Here is a 22,358-nt window from a genome sequence, read left to right on the forward strand (position 1 = left end):
CGCCGGGCTCAGGAGGCGGTGGGGATCCCGTTGGCCGGCGGGGTTACCGGGGCGACGGTGTACTCACGCACCGGGCCGTCGCCCTCGTCCGTCTCGTACGCCGGCCCGAAGTACGCCTGCACGCCGCCGCTGACCCGGGTCAGCCGCTCGCCGCCGTAGCCGGAGTGGTCGGTGTCGGAGAAGCGCAGCGGAGCCAGCCCCGGGCCCTGGTAGCCGCCCCTGCTGACCGCCGCCAGCACCGACTCCCGGGTGAGGTCCTTGCCGGCGGCCTGGAGCACCTGCACGAAGAGGTAGCCGACCGCCATCCCGTAGACGGTGTTGCCGTCGAATGGCGCGTCCCCGTTGTGCTCCTTGTTGACCTTGGTGAAGAGCTGGATCCACGGGTTCGCCGTGTCGTTCTGCATGGGCAGGTAGTTGACGCCGATCATGCCCTCCAGCAGCGGCGCGGCGTCGCCGAGCTGCTTGGCCAGGGTGGGGTGGTCGGCGCCGACGTTGGAGACCAGCCACTGCGGCTTGAAGCCCAGCCGGGCAGCGGTGCCGACGGCCAGGGCGGTGAATCCGGGCACGGTGGCCAGCACGACCACCTCGCAGCCGGCGGCCTTGAACGCGCCGATCTGCGGCGCCACGTTGGTGTTGCTGGTGACGTACGTCTGCTTGGCCGCCACCGCGCCGGCGCCGAGCACCTGCTCCACCCCGGCCAGGCTGTCCCGCCCGAAGTCGTCGTCCTGGCCGAGGAAGCAGACCTTCTTGCCGGGCAGCGCGGTCCTCACGTGGTTGGCCAGGATCTTGCCCTCCACCGTGTAGTCGGGGTTGAACCCGAAGGTGCCCGGATACTTGTCCGGCTGGTCCCAGCTGCGACTGCCGGAGGCGACGAAGAGGTCCGGCACCCGGTTGCTCTTGAGGAAGTCGAGCACCCCGGTGTGCGTCGGCGTGCCGAGCCCGTTGAGCACGGCGAAGACCTTGTCCTGCAGCACCAGCTGGCGGACCACCTGCTGGGTGTTCGCCGGGTTGTACCCGTCGTCCATGATCTTGTAGGTGATCTTCCGGCCGTGCACGCCGCCGTTGGCGTTCACGTAGTCGAAGTACGCCTTGGTGGCCGGCGCGATCTTGGAGTAGCCGGCCGAGGCCGGGCCGGTCAGCGGCATGTGCGTGCCGACCACGATCTCGGTGTCGGTGACGCCGGGCACCGGCCCGCGTCCCGACCCCCCGTCGTCGCCGCCGCACGCGGCGGAGGCGACGAGCAGGGTGATGGCGGCGGCGATCGCGAGACCGCGTCGTGTCGAGGGTGGCATGTGGGACACCGACCTTTCCTCGGTCCGGTTTCTGGTTGGCGGGTGGCGGGGTGGAGCGGGGTGCGGACGGGGACCCGGGCCGGTTCAGGACCGCCGGCGGCCCGGCAGCCGGGCGGACAGCGCCCGGCCGAGGCGGGCCACCAGGCCCTGCACGCCGCCAGGCGCGGCGATCATGACGACGATCAGGGTGACCCCGAAGATGGCCAGCGGAAGGTTGCCCTCCATCCGCTGCGCCACGGCTGGCGAGAGGGTGAACTGCTCGGTCAGGGTGTGTGTGAGGTCGGGCAGGAGCACCAGCAGCACGGCGCCCCAGAGCGCGCCGGCGAGGCTGCCCAGGCCGCCGATGACGACCGCCATCAGCAGGAAGAGCGACAGCGTCAGCGAGAACGCCCCGGGCGAGACACTCTGCGCGAGCACGGCGAGCAACGCTCCACCGAGCCCGGCGCCGGCTGCGCTGACCACGAAGGCGAGCACCTGGGTGCGGGCCACGTGGATGCCGGCGAGGCGGGCGGCGACCTCGTCGTCGCGCACCGCCCGGAAGGTGCGGCCGTACCGGCTGCGGACCAGGTTGGCCAGCAGCACCAGGGCGAGCAGGGTGGCCGCCGCGGCCACCCAGAGCTGCCAGCGCTCGTAGGGGAAGTACGCACCGAGCGCGGCCGGCGGCGGCTCCACCGGCACCGACAGCCCCTGCTCGCCGTTGAAGACGCCGTCGAAGGTGACGGTCAGCGCTGGCACCACCACCGCGACGGCCAGCGTCACCCCGGCCAGGTACGGCCCGCGCAGCCGGGCCGCGGCCACCCCGACCACGGCGCCGACCGCCAGCGCGGCCAGCACCGCCGCGACCAGCGAGACGGCCAGCCACCAGCCGCCGGTGAGCCCGGCGTCGAGGAACGCGGTCTGGCAGCAGGCCACCGTGTACGCGCCGGTGGCCATCAACGCGCCGTGCCCCAGCGAGAGCTGCCCGTTGAGTCCGGTCAGCACGGTCAGCCCGGCGGTGGCGCAGAGGTAGGCCGCCACCGTGGCGAGCTGGAAGTTGCGGAACGGGTCCAGGCCGTAGCTGGCGGCCACCAACAGCAGCGCGGCGACCAGCGCGACGCCGAGGTGGCGCAGCAGGGTCGGGACGCGGCGCGCATCGGCCGGGCGGGCCTCGGCGTCCGGTGCCGGGGTGCGCGGCGGCGCGGCCGCCCGGGTGGCGCTCACACCCGCCTCGCGGCGACCGGGGCGAACAGCCCGCCGGGACGGACCAGCAGCACCGCCAGCAGCAGCACGAGCACGGCGAGCGGGGTGAGGTCGCTGCCGGCGTACCCGCTGACGTAGGAGAGCAGCAGGCCCACCGCGAGCCCGCCGACCACCGCCCCCGGTGGACTGTCCAGCCCACCCACCACGGCGGCGGTGAACGCCGAGACGAAGACCAGGTCCATCGCGTGCGGGTGCAGGCCCAGCTCGGTGGGGATGACCAGCATGCCGGCCAACGCACCCACCCCGGAGGCCAGCGCCCAGCCGAGGGTGAGCATGCCGCCGACGTCGACCCCGAGCAGCCGGGACACCTCGGGAGCGAACGCCGCGGCGCGCATCCGCAGCCCGACGGCGGTGCGGGTGAAGATCCAGGCCAACCCGACCACCACCACCCCGACCGCGGCGAACGCGAACAGGTCGTACGGGGAGAGCACGGCGACCCCCGCCAGGGTCAGCGCGGACCGGGAGAACGGCGCCTCGGCGGGCAGGAACTCGTTGCCGTAGACCATGCCGAGGACCGCCTGGATCAGCAGCACCAGGCCGAGCGCGACGATCACCGGGTTGAGCGGCGACCGGTGGTCGACGAAGCGCATCACCACCCGGTCGACCGCGGCACCGAGCACCAGCCCGGCGGCCAGCGCGGCCAGGAAACCCAGCCAGTACGAGCCGGTCGCGGCCGACACGCTGTAGGCGACGTACGCGGTGGCCACGGCCATCGCGCCCTGGGCGAAGTTGACGATCCGGGCGGCCCGCCAGATGAGCACCAGGGCCAGCGCGAACGCGGCGTAGACCGCACCCCGGGACAGGCCGTCGAGGGTGAGGAAGACGAAGCGGTCCAACAGTCCTCCCGCGGGGACGAGGTGGTCAGAAACCGAGGTAGGCGTGGCGCAGGTCGTCGTCGTCGCGCAGCCGGGCGGCCGGCGCGGTGCTGACCACCCGGCCGAGCGCCATCACCACGCCCTGGTCGGCGACCGACAGCGCGCTGCGCACGTTCTGCTCGACCAGCAGCACGGTCAGCCCGGTGCGATCGCGCAACTGGCGCAGCAGGGCCATGGTCTGGGCGACCACTCGCGGTGCCAGACCGAGCGACGGCTCGTCGAGCAGCAGCAGCCGGGGTCGCCCGACGAGCGCCCGGCCGAGGGCGAGCATCTGCCGTTCGCCGCCGGAGAGCTGGTGGCCGAGGTGCCGCCGGCGCCGGGCCAGCGGCTCGAACAGCTGGTACACCTCGTCCAGGGCGCGCGTCGCGTCGGCCCGGTCGCGCCGCCACAACCCGCCGAGCCGCAGGTTCTCGTCCACCGTGAGCTCGCCGACCACGCCCCGTCCCTCCGGCACGTGCGCCAGGCCGCGCCGGACCAGTTGCTCCACCGGTACGCCGCGCAGGTCGTCGCCGGCCAGCGTGACCCGACCGGCGAGCGGGCGCAGCATGCCGGACAGAGCGCGCAGCAGGGTGGTCTTGCCCGCCCCGTTCGCCCCCACCACCGCGGCGATGGTGCCGGCCGGCACGGCGAGGTCGACCCCGTGCAGCACCGGCGCGGCGCCGTAGCCGGCCACCAGCCCGCGCACCACGAGCAGGTCGTCGCCGCTCATCCCGACACCACCGCGCTGAGCCTGCTGATTCGCTCGCTCCGCTCGCTCACGCCGCCGCCTCGTCGACGGTGGCGCCGAGGTAGGCGTCGGTGACGGCCGGGTCGTCGCGGATCTCGTCCGGGGTGCCCGCGGCGATGACCCGGCCGAAGTCGAGCACCACGATCTCGTCGCAGACCGACATCACCAGGTCCATGTGGTGCTCCACCAGCAGCACCGCGCAGGGGTCGGTGTCCCGCCGGGGCAGCTGCCGGACCAGCTCCGCCAGCTCGGCGATGTCGTCGCCGCCGAGCCCACCGGCCGGCTCGTCGAGCAGCAGCAACCGGGGCCGCGCGGCCAGCGCCCGGGCCAGCGCGACCCGCTGGCGTACGGCGAACGGCAGGATGCCCGGCGCTACGTCGGCGTGCTCGGCGATGCCCAGGCTGTCGAGCACGTCCAGGGCGTGCCGGCGCAGCCGGCGCTCGTCCCGGTCGCTGCGCGGCAGGCCGAGCAGCGCGGGGAGGAAGCCGGCGCGGGCGGTGTGGGTGGCGCCGGCCATCACGTTCTCCAGCACGGTGAGCCCGGCGAAGAGCCCGGTGCCCTGCAACGTGCGGGCGATGCCGAGCCGGGTCAGCCGGTGTGGCCGGGGTCGCAGCGGCCGCCCGTCGAGGGTGATCGTGCCGGTGTCCGGCGGGACGAAGCCGCAGACCACGTTGAACAGGGTGGTCTTGCCGGCCCCGTTGGGGCCGATCACGCCGACCACCCGGCCGGGAGGCACCCGCAGCGAGACGTCGTCGAGGGCGGTGAGGCCGCCGAAGCGCACCCCGATGTGGTGCAGCGCGAGCCCGTGCTCCATTGACCCATCCCTCGCTCCGACACGGCGCTATTTACACTGGGAGTGTACGATTCTCGGAACCGGCGTCAATACCCTCGACATCCGCCGCCAGTGTTCGAACCGCAATGGACCCGGATCCTCCTGGGCCACCATTGCCACGGCTGGGATCTGCCGGGGCTCGTCGGGCGGCGGAGCATTCTGCACTCCAAATGCGGCACCGGCCCGCCGCCGCGGTTCCGCGGCGACGGGCCGGGTTGCTGCGCGTGGGGCGGCTGTCCCGAGGCGGCTCAGGCGCTCGGGCAGGTGTTGCGGTACTCCTCGATCTCGAACCCGCTCGGGCCCGGGCAGAGGAACGGCTCGTAGCGGGTGTCGTTGTCGACGAACCGCTTCAACCAGGCCACCATCTGCCGCCCGGTGGGCGTGTTGACCGTCTGCGGGAAGAAGTGGCTCGCGCCGTTCAACTCCAGGTACGCCTTCTCCGACGACGCCGGGATGCTGTTGTAGAACGGGATCGAGTGCGAGGAGACCGGCGCGATGCTGTCGTTCTCCCCGCCGATGATCAGCGTCGGCACCCGGACGTCGGACCAGGTCTTGTCCAGGTTCCACGGTGCGATCGGCACGGCGGCCTGCAGGGAGGGCCGGGAGTCGGCGGCCTCCAGGCTGCCGCCGCCGCCCATCGAGTGACCGGCGACGGCGAGCCGAGTGCCGTCGATCCGGCTCCGCACCGAACTGCGCTGCACCAGGTAGTCGAGCGCGGCGAGCAGTTGCCGGCCACGACTGGCCGGCTGGTCGAGCCGGCTGTTGGTCTCGATGCCGATCACCACGAAGCCGTGCGAGGCGATCCGGGGGCCGAGCCAGCTGATGCTGGACCAGGCGGCGGTGTAGCCGGGCGAGATGGCGATGGCGCCGAAGGTGCCCTCGCTGGTGCTGGTCGGGTAGTAGATCACTCCTCCGCCGAAGCCGGTGACGCTGAGCGAGGAGACGCTCTGGGAGGCGGTGGCGAAGGGGCCGCGGCTGGCTTCCAACAGCGCGACGGTCGGTGCGGGGCCGCGCTCGTACGGGTTCTCGGCGGCCTGCGCCGGGGCCGCCGTGAGGACGCCGGCAGCGGCCAGGACGGTGGCCACGGCCAGCCTGGCGGCGCGGGCGAAGGGACGGGGACGGGTGGTGGTCGGTACGGACACGTCGGGCACTCCCTGGGGTCGGGGATATCGACGCGTGTCAGTCTTCGGCGTGCCGGTGGCCGTCCGCATCGGTGAAATCACCAGTCCCGGCGCTTGACCTGCGGCTCCCCCGGCGCCAGACCGTCGCCGGCGAGTGGACGGCAGACCCCGGACGACGCGGTCAGCGGACGACGGCGGGACTGCCGAACCGCACCGGGACGCCCGGCGAGTAGAGCACGCTGACCGGCGCCGACCCGGGGTCGGGCAGGCCGGCGGCGCGGAACAGCCCGTCGTCGAGACGCACCAGCTCCGCGCGGTGCAACGGCCACCGGGGGTGCACGTTGGGCAGGTGCAGCGTCCGCCCGTACGCCCGGGTGTGCAGCCCCCAGCGGGCGGTGAGGAAGTGCTCCAACGGCGTCGGCTCGGCGATCGCGGCACCCACCCGGACGCTGAACGCGGTGGCCGCCCCGCGCGGCCCGGGCCAGCGGCGGCTGCTGGTGTACGTCAGCAGGTCGCCGTCGCGGCGCAGGCGCATCCGCGACCACAGGTACGGCAGCCGCAGGCTGGCCCGGGCGACCAGCACGGGCAGCAGCCGGGACGCGTCCAGGGACCGGAACACCACGGCCCGCCGGCCGGCGACGTCCACGCTGTACAGCCGCACGTTGGTCTCGCAGAAGGTGCCCAGGTAGGGCAGGCCCGGGCCGGCGAACAGGCCGAGCCCGACCATCCGGAACCCGATCAGACCTACGTACGTGCGCCCGTCGACGACGTCCGGCCGGGTGCCGGGCGGCAGCAGCGGCGCCACCACCGCCGGGTCGACCGGCCAGTGCAGGAACGCCAGGTCCTCCCAGCGCTGCACCAGCAGCGGCCGGCGCAGCGGCCGGACCGCCTCGGCCGTCACCTCCTCGGGATCCACCGGGCCATTGTGGCCTGTGCCGGCGGTCCGGCGCCGCCGGTGCACCGGAGACCGGCGCCCGCGGTGCCGCCCGAGTCGGTGCGCGCTTCGGCCGGCTCGGCCAGCCGGCCGGGCGCTCCACGTTCTGACCGGATCCGGCGGAAGCCCCGTGCCGGTCACCCGGACAGCCGGTTCTTGCAATACAGACACTAATTCTTTCGTATCCCAGTCGGTCTATTGCGGGGCGATGCCCGGCGCTGGCATGATGGCCGTCAATTCTCGCCGGCCTGGTGAAGGGGCGGTTGTCATGGCGTTCTCCCGCCGCACGCTGATCAGTGCCGCCCCGCCGGGTCCCGCCCGCGCCGACCGGAACGGATCACCGATGGTCCGACCAGTTTCATCGAATCCGCCGCGGCGCCGCCCCGCGCGGACGGTCGCGTCCGCCACCGCGCTCGCGCTCGCTGTCGGCGTGCTGGCCGGCGCGCCCGCCCCGGCCGCAGCCGACCCGGCCGACCACGCCGCTCAGCGCCCGGTCGTGACCCGTGCCGCCCTCGATCCGGCGCTGGTCGCCGGCCGGGGCGCCCGGGTCGACTTCGTGGAGCAGGAGGCGGAGAACGCGTACACCGACGGCGAGGTGATCGGGCCCGACCGGACGGCCTACACGCTGCCCTCGGAGGCCTCCGGCCGGCGGGCGGTGCGGCTGACCCCCGGCCAGCACGTGGAGTTCGTGCTGCCCGCCGCGGCCAACGCGATCACCGTGCGCTACAGCATCCCGGACGCGCCCGAGGGCGGCGGCATCACCGCGCCGCTGGACGTGGCGGTGAACCGCAAGCGGGTCCGCACCATGACCCTCACCTCGCAGTACGCCTGGCTGTACAACCAGTACCCGTTCACCAACGACCCGCAGGCCGACCTGCTGCACCCGGACTGGTGGATCACCGAGTGCTCCTGCGTGCCGGCCTCGACCACCCCGTTCCCGAGCATCCCCAAGCCGTTCCGCCCCAGCCACTTCTACGACGAGCAGCGGCTGCTACTCGGCCGGACCTACCGGGCGGGCGACCGGATCCGGCTCACCGTCCCCACCGGGAGCAACGCCGCGTGGACCGTCATCGACCTGCTCGACTCCGAACTGGTCGGCCCACCGCGGGTGCGGCTGGCGGCGGCGAACGTGCTGGCCTTCGGCGCCGACCCGACTGGCCGCCGGGACGCCGCCCCGGCCATCGAGCGGGCCATCGCCGTCGCCCGGCGCGCCGGGCTCCCCGTCTACCTCCCACCCGGCACCTACCAGGTCAACCGGCACATCCTCGTCGACGAGGTGACCATCGAGGGCGCCGGCAACTGGTACACGGTCGTCAAGGGCCGCGAGGTGGCCCTGCCCACCCCGGCGCCGGACGGCTCGGTGCACACCGGCGTCGGCTTCTACGGCCGGGCGGCCGCGGACGGCGGCAGCCGGAATGTGCACCTCTCCGGCTTCGCGATCGAGGGCGACGTCCGGGAGCGCATCGACACCGACCAGGTGAACGGGATCGGCGGCGCCCTCAGCGACTCCACGATCGACGGCCTGCACCTGCGGCACACCAAGGTGGGCATGTGGTTCGACGGTCCGATGCGCAACGTGCGGATCACCAACAACATCGTTGTCGACCAGATCGCGGACGCGCTGAACTTCCACACCGGCGTCACCGACTCGCTGGTCGCGCACAACTTCGTCCGCAACACCGGGGACGACGGCCTGGCCATGTGGTCGGAGTCGACGGCGAACGCCCGCAACACGTTCGCCAACAACACCGTGCAGTCACCGGTGCTCGCCAACGGCATCGCGTTGTACGGCGGCGCCGACAACACCGTATCCGGAAACCTGATCGCCGACCCGGTCCGCGAGGGCAGCGCCATCCAGATCGGCTCCCGGTTCGGCGCCGAGCCGTTCACCGGGTACGTCCGGATCCGGGACAACACCACCGTCCGCGCCGGCACGTACGAGCTGAACTGGAAGATCGGCCTCGGCGCGATCTGGCTCTACGCGCTGGACCGCAGCATCGGCGCGCGGATCGAGGTGGTCGGCGACGCGTACCTGGACAACACCTACAACGCCATCATGCTGGTCAGCGAGTGGGCGGTTAAGGACCGCTACGCGATCAGCGACGTGCACTTCCGGGACATCCGGGTGGACGGCACCGGCACCTCGGTGGTGAGCGCCCGGACCGCGGGCTCGGCGTCGTTCCAGAACGTCGACGCGCGGCACGTGGGCGCCGTCGGCGTGAACAACTGCGGGTCGTTCCACTTCACCCCGGCCGGCTCCGAATTCGGCCTCACCGACCTGGGCGGCAACGACGGCGGCTGGCTCGCCCCCTGGCAGTTGCCGAACACCATCACCTGCGACGACCGGCCGCCGGTCGTACCCCCGCCACCCCCGGCAGCGTGGTGAGCCGGATGGGGCCGGGCGCGCCGGCCCCCCGGCGGGCCGCCGGGCCCCACCCGCGCGAATCGGCAGTTCAGGCGGTGTAGGAGGCGCTGTCGCCGGCGGTCGCCGCGCGAACGACCCTTGACACCGGCTTCCTGTTCTATAGTCTTACTGCCGTAGGACAATAGGAGGGATCGTTCCGGGTGATCGAGTTCGTGCTGGACGGCCGGTCCAAGGTGAACACCTACATGCAGTTGGTGCAGCAGGTGAAGCAGGCGCTGCGGGTCGGCCTGCTCGCCCCTGGTGACCAACTGCCGAAGGTCCGTGACGTCGCGCAGTCCCTGGCGATCAACCCGAACACGGTGTTGAAGGCGTACCGGGAGCTGGAGATCGAGGGCCTGGTGGAGGGCCGCCCCGGGTTGGGCACGTTCGTCCGGCGCACCCTCGCCGGCGACTCACTGCCGCACCAGGCCGAGCTCCGCGACGACCTGGTGGCCTGGCTGCACCGGGCGCGAGCCGCCGGGCTCAGCCACGAGGACATCACCGCCCTGATGGAGACGACGATCCGGGCCACCCTGCCGGCCGAGCCACCACAGGAGAGCGTGCGCAGATGAGAGGAGACCGGATGGACATCGTGCTGGAGACCGACCAGCTCGGTAAGCGATACGGCAACAGGTGGGCGCTGCAGGACTGTTCCCTGCGGCTGCCGGCCGGCCGCATCGCCGCCCTGGTCGGGCCGAACGGGGCCGGCAAGAGCACCCTGCTGCACCTGGCGGTGGGCCTGCTGCGCCCCGACGCCGGGGCGGTGCAGATCCTCGGCGAGACGCCGTACGGCAACTCCGCCGTACTGTCCGAGATCGGGTTCGTCGCCCAGGACACCCCGCTGTACCGGGACTTCACCGCGACCGAGCTGCTCACCCTGGGCGCCAAGCTGAACCGGCGTTGGGACGCGGCGCTGGCCCGCAACCGCCTCGCCGAGTTGGGCATCCCGCCACGCAAACCGGTCGGGCAGCTCTCCGGTGGCCAGCGGGCCCAGGTGGCGCTCGCCATCGCGCTGGCCAAGCGACCCCGGCTGCTGCTGCTCGACGAGCCGGTGGCCAGCCTCGACCCGCTGGCCCGGCGGGAGTTCCTCCAGTCGTTGATGGGCAGCGTCGCCGACGCCGACACCACCGTGCTGCTCTCCTCGCACCTGCTCGCCGACCTGGAACGGGTCTGCGACTACCTGATCGTGCTGCACGCCGCCCGGGCCCGGCTGGTCGGCGCCGTCGAGGACCTGGTCGCCGAGCACCGGCAGCTGGTCGGGCCACGACACGGCGGCGAGCCGATCGCCGGCGTGGCGGCGGTGGTCCGGGCCAGCCACACCGACCGGCAGTCCACCCTGCTGGTCCGCATCGACGGGGTGGTCGCCGATCCGAGTTGGACGGTTCGCGAGGTGTCCCTGGAGGACGTCATCCTCGGCTACCTCGCCGAGGGCGAGGCGCGGACCAGCCACGCCGAGTGGGAGGTGCCGGCATGATCTGGCTGACCTGGCGCCAGCACCGCCGGCAGGCGCTGTTCACCCTCGCCGGCCTGGCGGTACTCGCCGCCGTGCTGGTCCCCACCGGCCTCGCCATGCGGAACCGGTTCGCCGACCTGGGCGGCCCGGAGTGCGTACGCCAACTGGCCCGCTCGGAGCTGGCGCCGGGCGTGGTGGAGAGCTGCAACCGGGCGTTCGACCAGTTCAGCAACCAGTACGGCAGTTTGAACCTGGTGGGCGTGCTGTTCCTCGTCCTGCCGCTGCTGGTCGGCCTGTTCTGGGGCGCGCCGCTGGTCGCCCGTGAGGTGGAGCAGGGCACCCACCGGCTGGTGTGGACCCAGGGGGTCAGCCGGCGCCGCTGGGCCGTGGTGAAGTTCGGGCTGGTCGGGGCGGGGGCGACGGTCGTCGCGGCCGGCTACGGGCTGGGCATGTCGTGGTGGCTGACCCCGCTGACCCAGGCGGAGCGGCAGGGCCGGTTCGACGCCTTCTTCTTCGACATGCAGGGCCTGGTTCCGGTCGGTTACACCGTGCTCGCGGTCGCGCTGGGGATCTTCGCCGGCACCCTCTGGCCCCGAATGCTGCCGGCGATGGGGGCCACCCTGGTCGGTTTCATCGGCCTGCGGGTCGCCCTGGCGGCGTTCGCCCGGCCGCACTACATGGCGGCGCGGACCCGCACCTACCCGGTGGAGGGCGACACCCCCATGCCGCACCTGGTCCACGGCGACTGGGTTCTCGCCAGCGGGGTCCGGGACGCCGAGGGCAACATGGTGGCGGCCAACGCGCAGATCGCCTGCCCGCCCGGGGCGACCGGGCCGGGCGGCGGACGCTGCGGCGCGGAACTCGGCCTCCAGCCGGGCGCCTACAACTGGCAGCTCTACCAGCCGGCGGACCGGTACTGGGTGTTCCAGTACATCGAGACGGGCATCGTCGTCGCGCTCGCCGCGCTTCTGCTGCTCCTCGCGGTACGCCGGATCCGGCGGATCGCCTGACCGACGACGACCGCCGGGCGTCCCGCGCCCGGCGGTCTCGGGCGCCTCCCCCGACCGGTCCCGGGTCGCGGTTGCCCCGGCTGCCTACCGTCGGAGTCGGCGCTACCAACCGGGCACGCCCGGCACCCACGCCGAGGGCTGGTGCGGGAGCCGGATCGGCGATCAGTAGGGTAGGGATGTGTCTCTATGGATGGCCGCGATGTGGGGACTGGTCGGCAGCGCGGTGGCGGAGGCGCTGAACCTCTACGGGATGATGCGCCCGACCACCGAGTCGGGGCACCGGTGGCAGTGGCCCTGGCGGGATCCGCAGGACCGGCCGATCGTGCTCTTCGCCGTCCTGCTGCGGATGGTGGCCGGGACCGGGCTGGCCGCCGCGGCCGGCGCCGGCGGCCTGGCCACCACCGCCTTCGCCAGCTTCACCTTCGGGGTGGCCGCTCCCCTGGTGATCGCCAAGATGTTCGACCAGCTCCGGGTGGCGGACCGACCCGCCGACCCGAGCGGCGACGGCCCGAACGGCAGCCACGATGACGCCGCGTGACAGCTTCCTGCGCCGGCTCGCCGACGCCCTGGCCGCCCGGCCGGCCACCACCGCCACCACCGTCCCCCCGCCGACCCGGACCCGGTTCGCCGCCGCCCTCGCGGCCCGTCCGGTGGCCGGCCTGCGGCCGGGCTCCGGGCCGGTACCGCAGCTGACCGACCGCTACCACGACGGCAAGCTGACCCAGCGGGTCCGGGAGGTGCTGGCCGGAATCCTCGGCACCACCGCCGATCAGCTGCGGGTGGACTCCGACGGCGACGTCGGCATCCGGGCCGGCTCCGCCATGATCTTCATACGCACCCAGGAGGACCCGCCGCTGGTGGACGTCTTCTCGCCGCTGCTCACCGGCGTCGACGCCACCGAGACCCTCTACCAGCGACTGTCCGACCTCACCAACGGGCTGGTGATCGGCCGGATCTACTGCACCGGCGACACCGTCTGGGCGTCCATCCCGGTGTTCGGGCAGGAGTTCCAGCCCACCCACCTGCTGCTGGCCGTACGGGCCATGGTCGAGCTCGCCGACGACCTCGACGACCAGCTCCGGCAGGAGTTCGGCGGCAGCCGGTTCTTCGGCCCCGAGGCGTCCGGGCTGGTCGCGGTCCCCGACCCGACCGGCTACCTGCGCGACCTCGCCGCCTCCGGGGAGACCGGCGCGACCGGCGCAGGCAGCGTGCTGGTCGACCTGCTGGCCGACCGGGGCCGCACCGAGGAGCTGCGGCTTCGCGCCGAGCACGGCGACTGGCACGCCGCCTCCCGGCTCGCCGCGCTGCTGGCCGCCCGGGGCCGGGACGACGAGGCGGAGCGCTACTGGCGGATCGCCGCCGACCAGGGCGAACCCCGGGCCCGGCACGAGCTGGCCGCGCTGCTCGCCGGTCAGGGCCGGCACGACGAGGCGATGAGCCTGCTGCGGCAGGCGGTCGCCGACGACGACTGGCGGTCGCTGCCGCTGCTGCTGACGCTGCTCACCGAGCACGGCCGGGTGGACGAGGCGATCGCCCTGCTGCGCCAGCGGGCCGGCGCCGACGAGTGACCCGGTCGGCCCGCCGCCGACCCGGGGTGCCCGGTCAGCCGGTCCCGGTCGCCGCGCTCCGGCGGCGGGCGGCGAAGTGGGCGAGCAGCGCCGCGATCAGCACCGCCTCGGCGACCAGGATGGTGACCGCCCAGCCGGCGCCGACCCAGCCGTGCAACGCGTCATACCAGTAGCGCACCAGCAGGGTCAGCACGGTCACCGCGAACACCGCCGAGGCCAGGCCGTAGAGGGCGTACGCGGCCCGGTCCCGCGGCCGGTAGCCGGTCACCGCGCCGGCGCCGTGGCGCAGCAGCCGGCCGTAGAACCGGTAGCTGTCACCCCGCAGGTCCGCCAGGTTCAGCGCGTGGCCGAGCATGTGGTAGCCGTCCAGCCGCAGGAACGGCACCAGGTTGATCGCGGCGGTGGCGGTGCCGAAGAGCAGCATCGCGCCGGCCAGGTCGTGCACCCCGCCGTCGGCCGGGCCCCAGCCGTGCAGCACGGCGAACGGCACCAGGGCCAGCATGCTGACGAAGACGCCGGCGAACGCGGTGGCCACCCGCCGGCGCGGGGTGAACAGCACGATGTCGTCGACCTTGCAGTACGGGGCCAGCATCGGGAACCGCCACATCACGCCGATCTCGGTGACCCGCCCGCCGAAGTGCCGGCAGGTCAGCCCGTGCGCGCACTCGTGCAGGAAGATCACCGCCCAGGTGATCACCACGGCGGCCAGCACCGCGCCGAGCGGCCGGCCGCCCCGGCCCACCCCGGCGAGCAGCTCGGGCAGGCGCAGCGCCACGTACCCGGCGACGGCCAGCACCGCCAGCAGCGCCGGCACGACGAACCACCAGGTGAACAGCGGCGACAACGCGGGCAGCAGCCGGGTGAAGAGCCGTTCCGGGTCGAACAGCGGGAACCGGACGGACAGCGGCCCGCGCCGGGTCCGGGCCGCGTTCTCGGCGGCCGTGGCGGTCAGCCGGGCGAGCGCCTGCGGATCGGTGGCGCCGTCGAGCAGTTGCCGCTGGTGCAGCATGCCGAAAAGCTGCTGCCAGCTCTCCGGCCCGAGCCGGCGCCGGTAGCTGGCGGCGTACTCGGCGGCCAGGTCGTCGAGCGTGCGGGTGCCGTCCATCCGGGACAGCAGGAAGTGCTCGCGCGGCCCGATCCGGTAGAACCAGCCGGTCTCCGGGTCCTTGACGTGGTGGACGAGCTTCCCGTCCCGCCACTGGCCGGGCCCGAGCACGATCCCGGCCCGCAGCCGGGGCCGGACCCAGGTCGCGTCGACGGTGGTCATCGCGGGGCCGCCGGGGCGAGGTCGTCCAGCAGCGCGGTCCGCATCAGGTACGACAGGTAGATCTCGTCGAGGATGCTCACCCCGAGCCGGTTGTTGGTCATGTGCACGTACGAGCTGAGCAGGATGGGCAGCGCGGCGTCGAGATCCCGCACCACGGTGGGCTCGTCACCGCCGCGCTGGAACACCAGCTCACCCCGCTCGGCCGCGGCCACGACCCGGTCCCGCAGCTCCCGGCAGTGCGCCGACCAGCGGCCCTCCACCCCGCCGGGGCGGACGTCGCCGTCCTGGCGGGCGGCCGCGCGGATGTCGGCCAGCCGGGACCGCAGCGCGTCGTCCATCCGCCGGTAGCTGGTGTCGAAACTGTCGTGGTAGTCGTCGCTCGGCTCGGAGTAGGAAACCTCCCAGAACCGCCGGTACTCGTCGAGGAATTCGGCGATCCGCCGGTCGTCGGGGAGGAAGACCGCGCACATCATCATGGTCAGCTGGGCGGAGAGGCCGAGCAGCACCGGACGGACGTGCACGTTCGTGGTGGCGAGCAGGTCCAGCACCACGTCGCTGGAGTGCTCGAAGTGCCACTCGGCGAGTTCGATGCCAGCCGGTCCGCCGTAGCGGCCGTACTCGCGCTCGTACGGGATGTGGTGCCGGCTGTTGTTCGCCCGCATCGGCATCACGCCGTCCGGCCCGTACTCCTCGTCCCACCGCTGTCGGCCGTACTCGGCGAGGTACATCTGCTTGTACAGGTCACCGAGACCGTCGCTGTCGACCTCGTAGAGCGCGGGACGGCGGCGCAGGAACGCGTCGATCGCGGCGTCCACCCGCGCCCGGACCACCGCCGGGTCGACGCCCGGCGCGGGCAGCACCCGCAGCCGGACGTGCGGGCCCTCCATCCAGTACTTGATGAAGAAGTACCGGCTGATCAGCCCTTCGGCGCGCAGTTCGTCCACCAGCGGCCGGACGCCCTCGACCAGCATCGGGTTGGCGTTGCTGGCGTAGAAGACGTGGACGCTGATCCAGCCGTGCTGGACCGGGGAGGGATACCGGGTCATCGGTCCGCCTTTCCGGCTCGGACGCCGTTGAGTTCGACGGTGAGTTCGGTGACGTGGGTGCCGGTGGGCCCGCGCAACACCTGCTCGTCGCGGTCCGGCAGCATCTCGGTGAGCACCAGCCGGCTGCCCGCCGCCCGCCCGGTCGCCTCCAGCAGATGCAGGCAGAAGTGGCTGTCGAAGTCGACGTAGAGCGGCTTGTGGTCCGGCCGGCCGGCCGCCCCGGGCTGCGTGGCCTCGTCCCCCGCAGCCGGAGCGAGTCGGGTGCCCTCCGGGGTGGCGAAGACCCGGCGCGGCAGGCCGTTGTCGCGCCGCCACCGCTGCCAGCGCAGGAACCAGTCCGCGTCGTCCTGCTCCGGGGTACGCGGCGGTGGCAGGTGGTCCGGGTGCAGCTTCCACATCCGCCGTTGCAGCACCAGGTCGCCGTACACGATCCGCGGGTAGCCGGCGATGCCCCGCCCCGGCAGCGACACGGTGGTGCCGGCCCACAGGTCCGGCTGCGCCATGCCCAGGTAGGCGAAGGTGAGCAGCACCTGCTGCACCTCCGGCAGCGCCATCGGCAGCAGGAACCCGAGGTAGACCGGGATCACCTCGGCGTCGAGCCGGCGGGAGCGCAGCAGCAGCCGGTCGGTCGCCGGATCGTGTTCGACGCTGAGGTCGTCCATGTGGATCTGCTCGGCGTCCGGCCGGAAGCTGATCTCACCGGGGCAGACCAGCTCGTAGGGGGTGACCGCCGGGTGCAGGTTGAGGTTGGTGGCGTCGAACCCGCCCTTCAGCTCGGCCAGCACCGCGCCGGGCGGTTGCAGCCGGGCCAGTTCCGCGCGGAGCGCGCCGGCCAGGTCCACGTCGGCGAACAGGTGGGCGAACCGGGAGAAGAGCAGGGTCATTCCGGAGTAGACCCGGTTCACCACCACCCGGTGCCGGTCGCCCTGGTCGGCGAGTTGGAGGAAGAAGGACCGGGGATCGAGGGTGCCGAGCGTCTCCGGCACCATCGCGGCGACGTCGGCCATGAACGCGTCGTCGAGGCGCAGTTCCTCGGCGCCGGCCGGCAGCCGGTCGTACGCCTCGTTGATCCGCCGGGCGACCTCGACCCGAGCGTCGTCCAGCGCGGTGATCTCGTCCTGCCGGAACCAGTTCTCCTGCCGGACGTAGGCGTTGTCCGCGTCGAAGGCGCGCCGGCGCATCATCCGCCCGGTGTAGTGCTCGAAGAAGTCCTGCTGGAACTCGTGGGCGAAGGTGAGCAGGTCCTCGCAGCGGCCGCCGACGCCGTACCGGGCCCGGAAGAAGCCCTTGGTGGCCAGCCGGCGGGGCAGGTTGATGTCGAAGACCGGCATGATCCGGGCCAGCGCCCGCAGCCCGGGCAGCACCTCCCGCTCCCAGCTGCCGCGGGCGGCGGTGACCGGCCCCCGGGTACGCAGGGTGGCGTCCTCGTAGAGCAGGGTGCGCGGCGCCGGCACGTCGGGACGGCCCAGGTCGGCGTGGGCCGCGGCCAGTTCCCGGCGGATGTCGGCGAGCACCTGGCGGCGCCCGGCGACGTCGTGCCCCGGGTAGCCGGTGGCCAGCCGGTTGACAGTGCCGACCCGGTCGGCGAGCCGGTCCGCCCAGTCCCGGCCGATCCGCCGCAGCGCCAGCCGGTAGCCGTCGACCGGATCGGTGGCGTGGATGTCCAGGTGCAGGTTCGGCACCACCAGCAGGCCGACCCGGAGCAGGTGGTGCAGGTACTGCTCCACCTCGGCCGCCGGGCGGTCAGCGGTGGCGAGTTCGGTGACCAGATCGGCCATCCGCCGGACCCGGCCGCCGGCGAGCGCGGCCAGGATGTCGTGCAGCACCCGGCCGGTGGGCAGCACGAAGAGCGACTCGTGGATGGACTCCAGGGTGACCGCCGCGTCGCCGTCCTCCGATCCGGTCCGGCGCCGGCGCAGGTAGCGCAGCCGGCCCCGCTCGATCCGCCATCCGGTGGTGAGGGTGACCGGCAGGTCGGCGCGGAGCGTCTCGTCGGCCAGCACGATGGCGGAGATCCGACCCAGCGCGGCGAGGTTGAGCCGGGCGACCCCCTGTTTCGCGTCGGTGGCCGCGCCATGGGCCGGTTCGGCGGTGAGCAGCGGCCCGGTGCCGGGGCCGAAGGTGCCGACGTTGACGGTGGTCAGCCGGCTGAACGGGCTGGTCTTGCAGGCGGTGCGCAGCGCGTACTCCAGCAACGACCGCTCCACCCGCCGGGCCCGCTTGCCGAGCCGGCCCGGCGCGGCCAGGTAGCCGGGCAGGTACTGGTCCAGCGACGGGGAGGCGAGCAGGATCCCGCCGCGCAGGTCGGGGTCGTCGGCCAGGTCGCGCAGCAGCGCCCGGCGTTCGGCCAGTTCCTCGGTCAGCACCGCCGGGCCGCCGGCCAGCTCGCGTCGGTACGCGGCGTGTCGCGCCAGCCAGTCGGCCAACGCCCGGTGGGTCGGCGGGCCCAGCGGCTCCTCCGGCCAGGCGGCCGGGTGGTCGGGGTCGGGTCGGCGCAGGTTGTAGACGTCGCGGCGGAGCCGGATCAGTCGCCGCCGCAGCCGCTCGTCGTCGAGGTTGCGGGCGACTGCGGCCTGGAGGTCATCGGCCAGGCCCCGGCCGGCGGCCCGGAGCTGGTCCTCCAGGTCGAGGACCGAGCGGGCCCAGGCGGCGGTGCGGTCGAAGGCCAGCCGGTCGGCGACCTCCAGCGGCAGACCGGCGGTACGCAGCATGAAGACCTCGGGCATCCGCCAGGACACCTCGGTGGCCGATGGCGCGGGCAGGGCGACCGTCACGGTGATCTCCTTCGTCGGCGGGGTGGGCGTCACAGCCGGTACGCCAGGTCGGCGACGGCGTCCGGATGCCGCCCGAGCAGCAGGAACAACACCGTCCGTTCGTCGGTGCCGGTGAGGCCGAGCGCCTCGTCCATGGCGACGTTGTCGAAGCCCAGGACGGCGCCGCAGCCGATGCGCTGCGCGGTCGCCGCGCAGTACGCCCGCTGCGCCACGGCGCCGATCTCGGCGTTGAGGATCCGGTAGCCGCGCGGGCCGACGGCGTCGAGCACGGCGTCCAGCCGGCCGGAGATGGCCAGCACCGCGCCGACCTGCCCCATCGTGTAGTTGGTGAGGAAGTACTGCTGTTGCAGGAAGGCGGACATGCCGCCCACGGGTGCCGTCCCGGCCGGCAGCAGCGCGTGCCGACGCGGGCAGTACGCGTAGCTCCCGGTGGCGAGCCCGTCGACATGGTTGGCGAAGACCCAGAGCCGGGTCAGCGCCGGCCCGCCGGCCCCGGTGTCGTCGGCCGGCGGGGGGCCGGACGGCCCGGCGTCGGCCGGGTGGTGTCGGCCGGCGGCGGCGAAGGCGAGGGTGGTGCCGAGTTCGGCTGCGGTCAGCTCGGGCGGCCGGCGGAACCGGCCGAAGCTGCTCGACCGGCTGGTCAGCACCGTCGAGAGGGGACTGTCCAGCTGCGCCAGCACCGGCGCGGGCAGGGCGACCGGGTCGCCGGGCAGCTCCCGCGGGGCGGCGCCGGCGAGCGTACCTGGGGCGGGGACGGCCGGGGCCGCCGCCGCCCGGTGCACCGCGGTGACGGCCGGGAACCGGCGGATCCGCCGGGACCGCTCGAAGGCCGGGTACCGCACCCGCAGCTCGGCTGCCGGCTCGGCGCCGCCCGGCCGTGGCCCGCCGGTCGCGCGGCCGTCGGCCGGGTGTTCGGCGGTCGGCCGGGCGGCGGCCGGGTGGTCGGCGGTCGGCCGGGCGGCGGCCGGGTGGTCGGCGGACCACTCGATCGGGACGACGGCGAAGACGCCCTCCTGGTCGCGGTCGAGGCCGAGCAGCCGGTCCAGCGGCGCCGGGTCGAAGCAGAGCAGCCGGCGCAGCGGCACGCCCAGCGCACCGGCGAGCAGTTCCCACGAGCCGAGCAGCGCGCCCAGGTCCTGGGTGACCACGTGGTAGCAGAAGCTGTTGTACTTGAAGGAGTTCTTCCAGAACCGGATGGCGGCCAGCAGGAAGCTGTCGCCGGCACCGGATCCGACACCGGCCGCACCGGTCGGGACGAGGGCGCCGCGTACGGTGCCGGTGACGTCGCCGAGCAGCAGCCGCTCCAGCACGTGCTGGCCGGTGTGGTAGTGGTACACGCCGGGCAGCAGCGGCCCGGACGCCCCGCTGACCAGGTAGAGCTCCACCGGATACATGCCTCCGCCGGAGGCGGTGCCCCGGCCCCACACGGCGTGCTCGAAGTGGGTCCGCTTCGCGACGTCCTGGTTCCAGTTGACCGTCAGCCGCCGGTCGAGCACCCCGTACGACAGCCGCAGCAGCGTCGCCAGCCGGGGCAGCGACCAGCCGGCCCGCGGCGCCGGGTGCTCCCCGGTGAACAGCTCGCGCAGGGTGGGCAGCTCCGGCAGGTCGACCGGCAGCGGTACCCGGGGCGCGCCGGGGTAGGTGGTGTGCCGGGAGGGCTGGTCGACCCAGTCCACCTCGTAGTCGAGCGGTTCCATCGGCACCCGGGCCCGGCGGAACACCGCCCCGGCGTAGTCCCGGACCACCTCGATCGCCTGCTGCTGCATGTCGGTGCTCCTAGGGGAAGGGGTGTGGGTTCGGGTTGCGGCCGGTCGGGCCGAGCCGGTCGGGCCCCTGCGGGCCGCGGGCCAGGTGCCGGGCCAGCCGGTCGCTCCACAGCACCCGCTGCCGCTGCCAGCCGAAGTCGATCGGCACCAGGGCGGGTGCCACCACCGCCATCGTGTGCACCCCGGCGATCTCCTGCTCGGGGCAGGTCTGGTCGACCGCTACCACGTCGCCGCCCAGTCCGGCGATCAGCCCGCACAGGTACTCCGTGTCGGCCCGCAGGTCGTCGTGGGTCGGCCGGGTCGCGAGCCAGTCGCCGTACAGCTCGGTCATCGAGCGCAGCGGCGGGTCGTCGAAGAGGAACCGGGCGTGCCGCGTCATCTCCGGCAGCCCGTACAGCAGGGCGTGGTGGCTCAGCTCGGTGACCTTGGTGTAGTCCCGAGTCATCTCGCGCAGCTCCGGCTCGCTGGCGGCGACCCGCTCGTCGAAGCCGGGCACGTAGGACGCGGTCTCACAGACCGCCGCGCGGACCGCGTCCTCGGGGTCGAGGCTGGCGCCGGCGGCGAAGCAGAGCTGGCCGAGCCCGTCGCCGCGCTTCACCGCGACCGCGGTGACCACCGGGACCGGCAGGTCGGCCCGGGTGTCGAAGAGCCGGATGTCGTACCCGAGCAGGTCCACCCGGTCGAGCATGAAGTGCACCCGCTCGTCGCGGCAGGTCGCCGGGTCGATCTCGGCGAGCCGGGCCGAGCCGTACCAGGCGAGCAGGAAGGCGTCCCGCTCGACCAGTTCGAGCATGCCGTGCAGCAGGGCCTCCTCGGGGCAGCTGCCGCTGGCGCAGCCGTTGGAGCACTCCTGGACGAACTTGCGCTGGTCGGTGCGCCGGTCCAGGTAGTAGACGAGCTGCTCGGGCACCAGCCGCGGGACGCGGTCACGCAGCGACCAGCCCCACACCCAGTGCATCGGCTCGGTCGGCGAGTACGGGGCGTAGTAGAGGCCGTGGCCGTGGTAGAACGCCGGGTGGTAGCCGAGCCCGGCCGGGTCCAGCGCGTCCGGCGCGAGGTTGGCGTAGCTGTCGAAGACCGTGGTCCGCCGGGCGCGGGGGAACTGCCCGGCGTAGCGCTCCAGCCCCTCCAGCAGCGCGTACGTCTCGCTCGCACCGTAGCTGTCGGCGTGCCCGCTCCACCACATCTCGTGCAGGTCGTAGCGGCTGCGGACCCGGAAGTAGCCGGTGACCGGCGCGGTGGCGGTGGCGTTGTAGGCGCGCAGCGCGTTGCCGCCCAGCGCCCCCGCGACCGGGTTGGCCAGCGCCCCGACGGGCAGGTCCAGCTCCCGGGCCGACCGCAGCCGGTACGCGGACACGTCCGGCTTGGGCCGGCTGGTCAGCCGGATCACCGCGGCCTCGGCGGTGTCCGGCGCCGGGGTCGCGCAGGCCGGGCACTCCGAGTCGGCCAGCACCTCGACCAGCGAGGTCTCCAGGGTGTCCATCCGCAGCTGCCGCAACCGGCCGACGCCGGGCTGGCCGGGCTGCGCCTGACACGCGTCGAGCAGCAGTTGCCAGACCGCGTCGACGGCGAACGGGGTCAGGTGCGGCAGCGCCGCCACGGTGCCGACGGCGGCGCCGTGTTCCAGGGCGTGCCGCTCATCCCGGAGCCGGATGGCCTGCCAGCGGCGCTGCACGCAGACCGGGCACGGACCCGGCCGCTGCTCCCCCACCGGCGGCGACCAGCGGGGGCCGACCAGGGCGGTGGCGCCGTGCAGCCAGATCGGCACCACGTCACCGGTCGGTCCGGCGGCGTCGTCGCGCTGCAGGTCGGTCAGGCCGAGGGCCGCGATGCGGACGGTGATCCCGTCGAGCGGCGGGCCGGCGGGCCGGGGCGCCGGGTCCTGGCGTCGCTGGTGCAACGCCTCGCCGAGGTGTTTGAGGCTGGAGTCCCACCCGGTCGAGGTGGTCCGGACGTCGACGATCATGCGGTTCACCTGTCTGGCTCGCTGCGGTTGCGGGGGCGGACCGGGTGCCCCGCCGGCGTGGCTCGCCGGCGGGGACGGTGGCGA

General features: G+C 73.8%; 18 protein-coding genes. 6 read left to right on the forward strand and 12 right to left on the reverse strand.

Annotation, left to right across the window (positions count from 1 at the left end; translation table 11 throughout):
• Window positions 1–8: 8 nt before the first annotated feature.
• The 7 genes from FHX32_RS17640 to FHX32_RS17670 all read right to left on the reverse strand — a co-directional run bounded on the left by FHX32_RS17640 (window position 9) and on the right by FHX32_RS17670 (window position 7,002).
• Complete coding sequence (locus FHX32_RS17640) at window positions 9–1,292, reverse strand: ABC transporter substrate-binding protein (RefSeq protein ID WP_167184055.1); 1,284 nt, start codon at window positions 1,290–1,292, stop codon at window positions 9–11.
• Window positions 1,293–1,376: 84 nt separating this feature from the next.
• Window positions 1,377–2,492 carry a branched-chain amino acid ABC transporter permease gene (locus tag FHX32_RS17645; protein WP_167184058.1) on the reverse strand — a complete coding sequence of 372 codons (1,116 nt, stop codon included), beginning with the start codon at window positions 2,490–2,492 and terminating at the stop codon, window positions 1,377–1,379.
• On the reverse strand, window positions 2,489–3,367 hold the full coding sequence (locus FHX32_RS17650; RefSeq protein WP_167184061.1) for a branched-chain amino acid ABC transporter permease: 879 nt from the start codon (window positions 3,365–3,367) through the stop codon (window positions 2,489–2,491). The genes FHX32_RS17645 and FHX32_RS17650 overlap by 4 nt, the downstream gene beginning before the upstream one ends.
• A 25-nt stretch (window positions 3,368–3,392) precedes the next feature.
• On the reverse strand, window positions 3,393–4,115 hold the full coding sequence (locus FHX32_RS17655) for an ABC transporter ATP-binding protein (RefSeq protein ID WP_167184066.1): 723 nt from the start codon (window positions 4,113–4,115) through the stop codon (window positions 3,393–3,395).
• A gap of 46 nt (window positions 4,116–4,161) precedes the next feature.
• A complete protein-coding gene (locus FHX32_RS17660; RefSeq protein WP_167184069.1) occupies window positions 4,162–4,947 on the reverse strand; it encodes an ATP-binding cassette domain-containing protein in 786 nt (261 codons plus the stop codon).
• A 266-nt stretch (window positions 4,948–5,213) separates the two neighbouring features.
• Window positions 5,214–6,107: a poly(ethylene terephthalate) hydrolase family protein gene (locus tag FHX32_RS17665; RefSeq protein ID WP_167184072.1), complete on the reverse strand. Its 894-nt coding sequence runs from the start codon at window positions 6,105–6,107 to the stop codon at window positions 5,214–5,216.
• 160 nt (window positions 6,108–6,267) lie between these two features.
• Entirely contained in the window at window positions 6,268–7,002 is a 735-nt protein-coding gene (locus FHX32_RS17670; protein ID WP_167184075.1) for a YqjF family protein, read from the reverse strand.
• A gap of 361 nt (window positions 7,003–7,363) precedes the next feature.
• On the opposite strand from FHX32_RS17670, the gene FHX32_RS17675 reads away from it, so the two are divergent.
• The 6 genes from FHX32_RS17675 (at window position 7,364) to FHX32_RS17700 (ending at window position 13,455) form a co-directional block, all read left to right on the forward strand.
• Window positions 7,364–9,406: a glycosyl hydrolase family 28-related protein gene (locus FHX32_RS17675; RefSeq protein WP_167184078.1), complete on the forward strand. Its 2,043-nt coding sequence runs from the start codon at window positions 7,364–7,366 to the stop codon at window positions 9,404–9,406.
• 179 nt (window positions 9,407–9,585) lie between these two features.
• Complete coding sequence (locus FHX32_RS17680) at window positions 9,586–9,996, forward strand: GntR family transcriptional regulator (protein WP_167184081.1); 411 nt, start codon at window positions 9,586–9,588, stop codon at window positions 9,994–9,996.
• A gap of 11 nt (window positions 9,997–10,007) precedes the next feature.
• Complete coding sequence (locus FHX32_RS17685) at window positions 10,008–10,898, forward strand: ABC transporter ATP-binding protein (protein WP_167184084.1); 891 nt, start codon at window positions 10,008–10,010, stop codon at window positions 10,896–10,898.
• Complete coding sequence (locus FHX32_RS17690; RefSeq protein WP_167184087.1) at window positions 10,895–11,887, forward strand: ABC transporter permease subunit; 993 nt, start codon at window positions 10,895–10,897, stop codon at window positions 11,885–11,887. The genes FHX32_RS17685 and FHX32_RS17690 overlap by 4 nt, the downstream gene beginning before the upstream one ends.
• Before the next feature lie 178 nt (window positions 11,888–12,065).
• Window positions 12,066–12,425: a hypothetical protein gene (locus FHX32_RS17695; RefSeq protein ID WP_167184090.1), complete on the forward strand. Its 360-nt coding sequence runs from the start codon at window positions 12,066–12,068 to the stop codon at window positions 12,423–12,425.
• Window positions 12,412–13,455, forward strand: coding sequence for a T3SS (YopN, CesT) and YbjN peptide-binding chaperone 1 (locus FHX32_RS17700; RefSeq protein WP_167184093.1), 1,044 nt, complete (start codon window positions 12,412–12,414; stop codon window positions 13,453–13,455). Before FHX32_RS17695 ends, FHX32_RS17700 begins: the two co-directional genes overlap by 14 nt.
• A 34-nt stretch (window positions 13,456–13,489) precedes the next feature.
• Here the strand turns inward: FHX32_RS17700 and FHX32_RS17705 are convergent, their stop codons facing one another.
• The 5 genes from FHX32_RS17705 to FHX32_RS17725 are packed head-to-tail and all read right to left on the reverse strand — an operon-like array spanning window position 13,490 to window position 22,274.
• A complete protein-coding gene (locus FHX32_RS17705; protein ID WP_167184096.1) occupies window positions 13,490–14,722 on the reverse strand; it encodes a M50 family metallopeptidase in 1,233 nt (410 codons plus the stop codon).
• A complete protein-coding gene (locus tag FHX32_RS17710; RefSeq protein ID WP_167184099.1) occupies window positions 14,719–15,768 on the reverse strand; it encodes a thiopeptide-type bacteriocin biosynthesis protein in 1,050 nt (349 codons plus the stop codon). Before FHX32_RS17710 ends, FHX32_RS17705 begins: the two co-directional genes overlap by 4 nt.
• The gene (locus FHX32_RS17715) at window positions 15,765–18,542 is read right to left on the reverse strand and encodes a lantibiotic dehydratase (protein ID WP_167184102.1); all 2,778 of its coding nucleotides are present in this window, start codon (window positions 18,540–18,542) and stop codon (window positions 15,765–15,767) included. The genes FHX32_RS17710 and FHX32_RS17715 overlap by 4 nt, the downstream gene beginning before the upstream one ends.
• A gap of 29 nt (window positions 18,543–18,571) precedes the next feature.
• Complete coding sequence (locus tag FHX32_RS17720) at window positions 18,572–20,308, reverse strand: nitroreductase family protein (RefSeq protein ID WP_167184104.1); 1,737 nt, start codon at window positions 20,306–20,308, stop codon at window positions 18,572–18,574.
• 10 nt (window positions 20,309–20,318) lie between these two features.
• The gene (locus FHX32_RS17725; protein WP_167184107.1) at window positions 20,319–22,274 is read right to left on the reverse strand and encodes a TOMM precursor leader peptide-binding protein; all 1,956 of its coding nucleotides are present in this window, start codon (window positions 22,272–22,274) and stop codon (window positions 20,319–20,321) included.
• Window positions 22,275–22,358: the final 84 nt, after the last annotated feature.

This window comes from Micromonospora sp. CNZ280 (genome assembly GCF_011759515.1).

What these genes read in the sequence shown, in the direction of transcription:
- FHX32_RS17640 (WP_167184055.1), bottom strand. Translation starts at nt 1,292, where the DNA reads ATGCCACCCTCGACACGACGCGGTCTCGCGATCGCCGCCGCCATCACC.
- FHX32_RS17655 (WP_167184066.1), bottom strand. Translation starts at nt 4,115, where the DNA reads ATGAGCGGCGACGACCTGCTCGTGGTGCGCGGGCTGGTGGCCGGCTAC.
- FHX32_RS17660 (WP_167184069.1), bottom strand. Translation starts at nt 4,947, where the DNA reads ATGGAGCACGGGCTCGCGCTGCACCACATCGGGGTGCGCTTCGGCGGC.
- FHX32_RS17675 (WP_167184078.1), top strand. Translation starts at nt 7,364, where the DNA reads ATGGTCCGACCAGTTTCATCGAATCCGCCGCGGCGCCGCCCCGCGCGG.
- FHX32_RS17685 (WP_167184084.1), top strand. Translation starts at nt 10,008, where the DNA reads ATGGACATCGTGCTGGAGACCGACCAGCTCGGTAAGCGATACGGCAAC.
- FHX32_RS17690 (WP_167184087.1), top strand. Translation starts at nt 10,895, where the DNA reads ATGATCTGGCTGACCTGGCGCCAGCACCGCCGGCAGGCGCTGTTCACC.
- FHX32_RS17700 (WP_167184093.1), top strand. Translation starts at nt 12,412, where the DNA reads ATGACGCCGCGTGACAGCTTCCTGCGCCGGCTCGCCGACGCCCTGGCC.
- FHX32_RS17705 (WP_167184096.1), bottom strand. Translation starts at nt 14,722, where the DNA reads ATGACCACCGTCGACGCGACCTGGGTCCGGCCCCGGCTGCGGGCCGGG.
- FHX32_RS17710 (WP_167184099.1), bottom strand. Translation starts at nt 15,768, where the DNA reads ATGACCCGGTATCCCTCCCCGGTCCAGCACGGCTGGATCAGCGTCCAC.
- FHX32_RS17720 (WP_167184104.1), bottom strand. Translation starts at nt 20,308, where the DNA reads ATGCAGCAGCAGGCGATCGAGGTGGTCCGGGACTACGCCGGGGCGGTG.
- FHX32_RS17725 (WP_167184107.1), bottom strand. Translation starts at nt 22,274, where the DNA reads ATGATCGTCGACGTCCGGACCACCTCGACCGGGTGGGACTCCAGCCTC.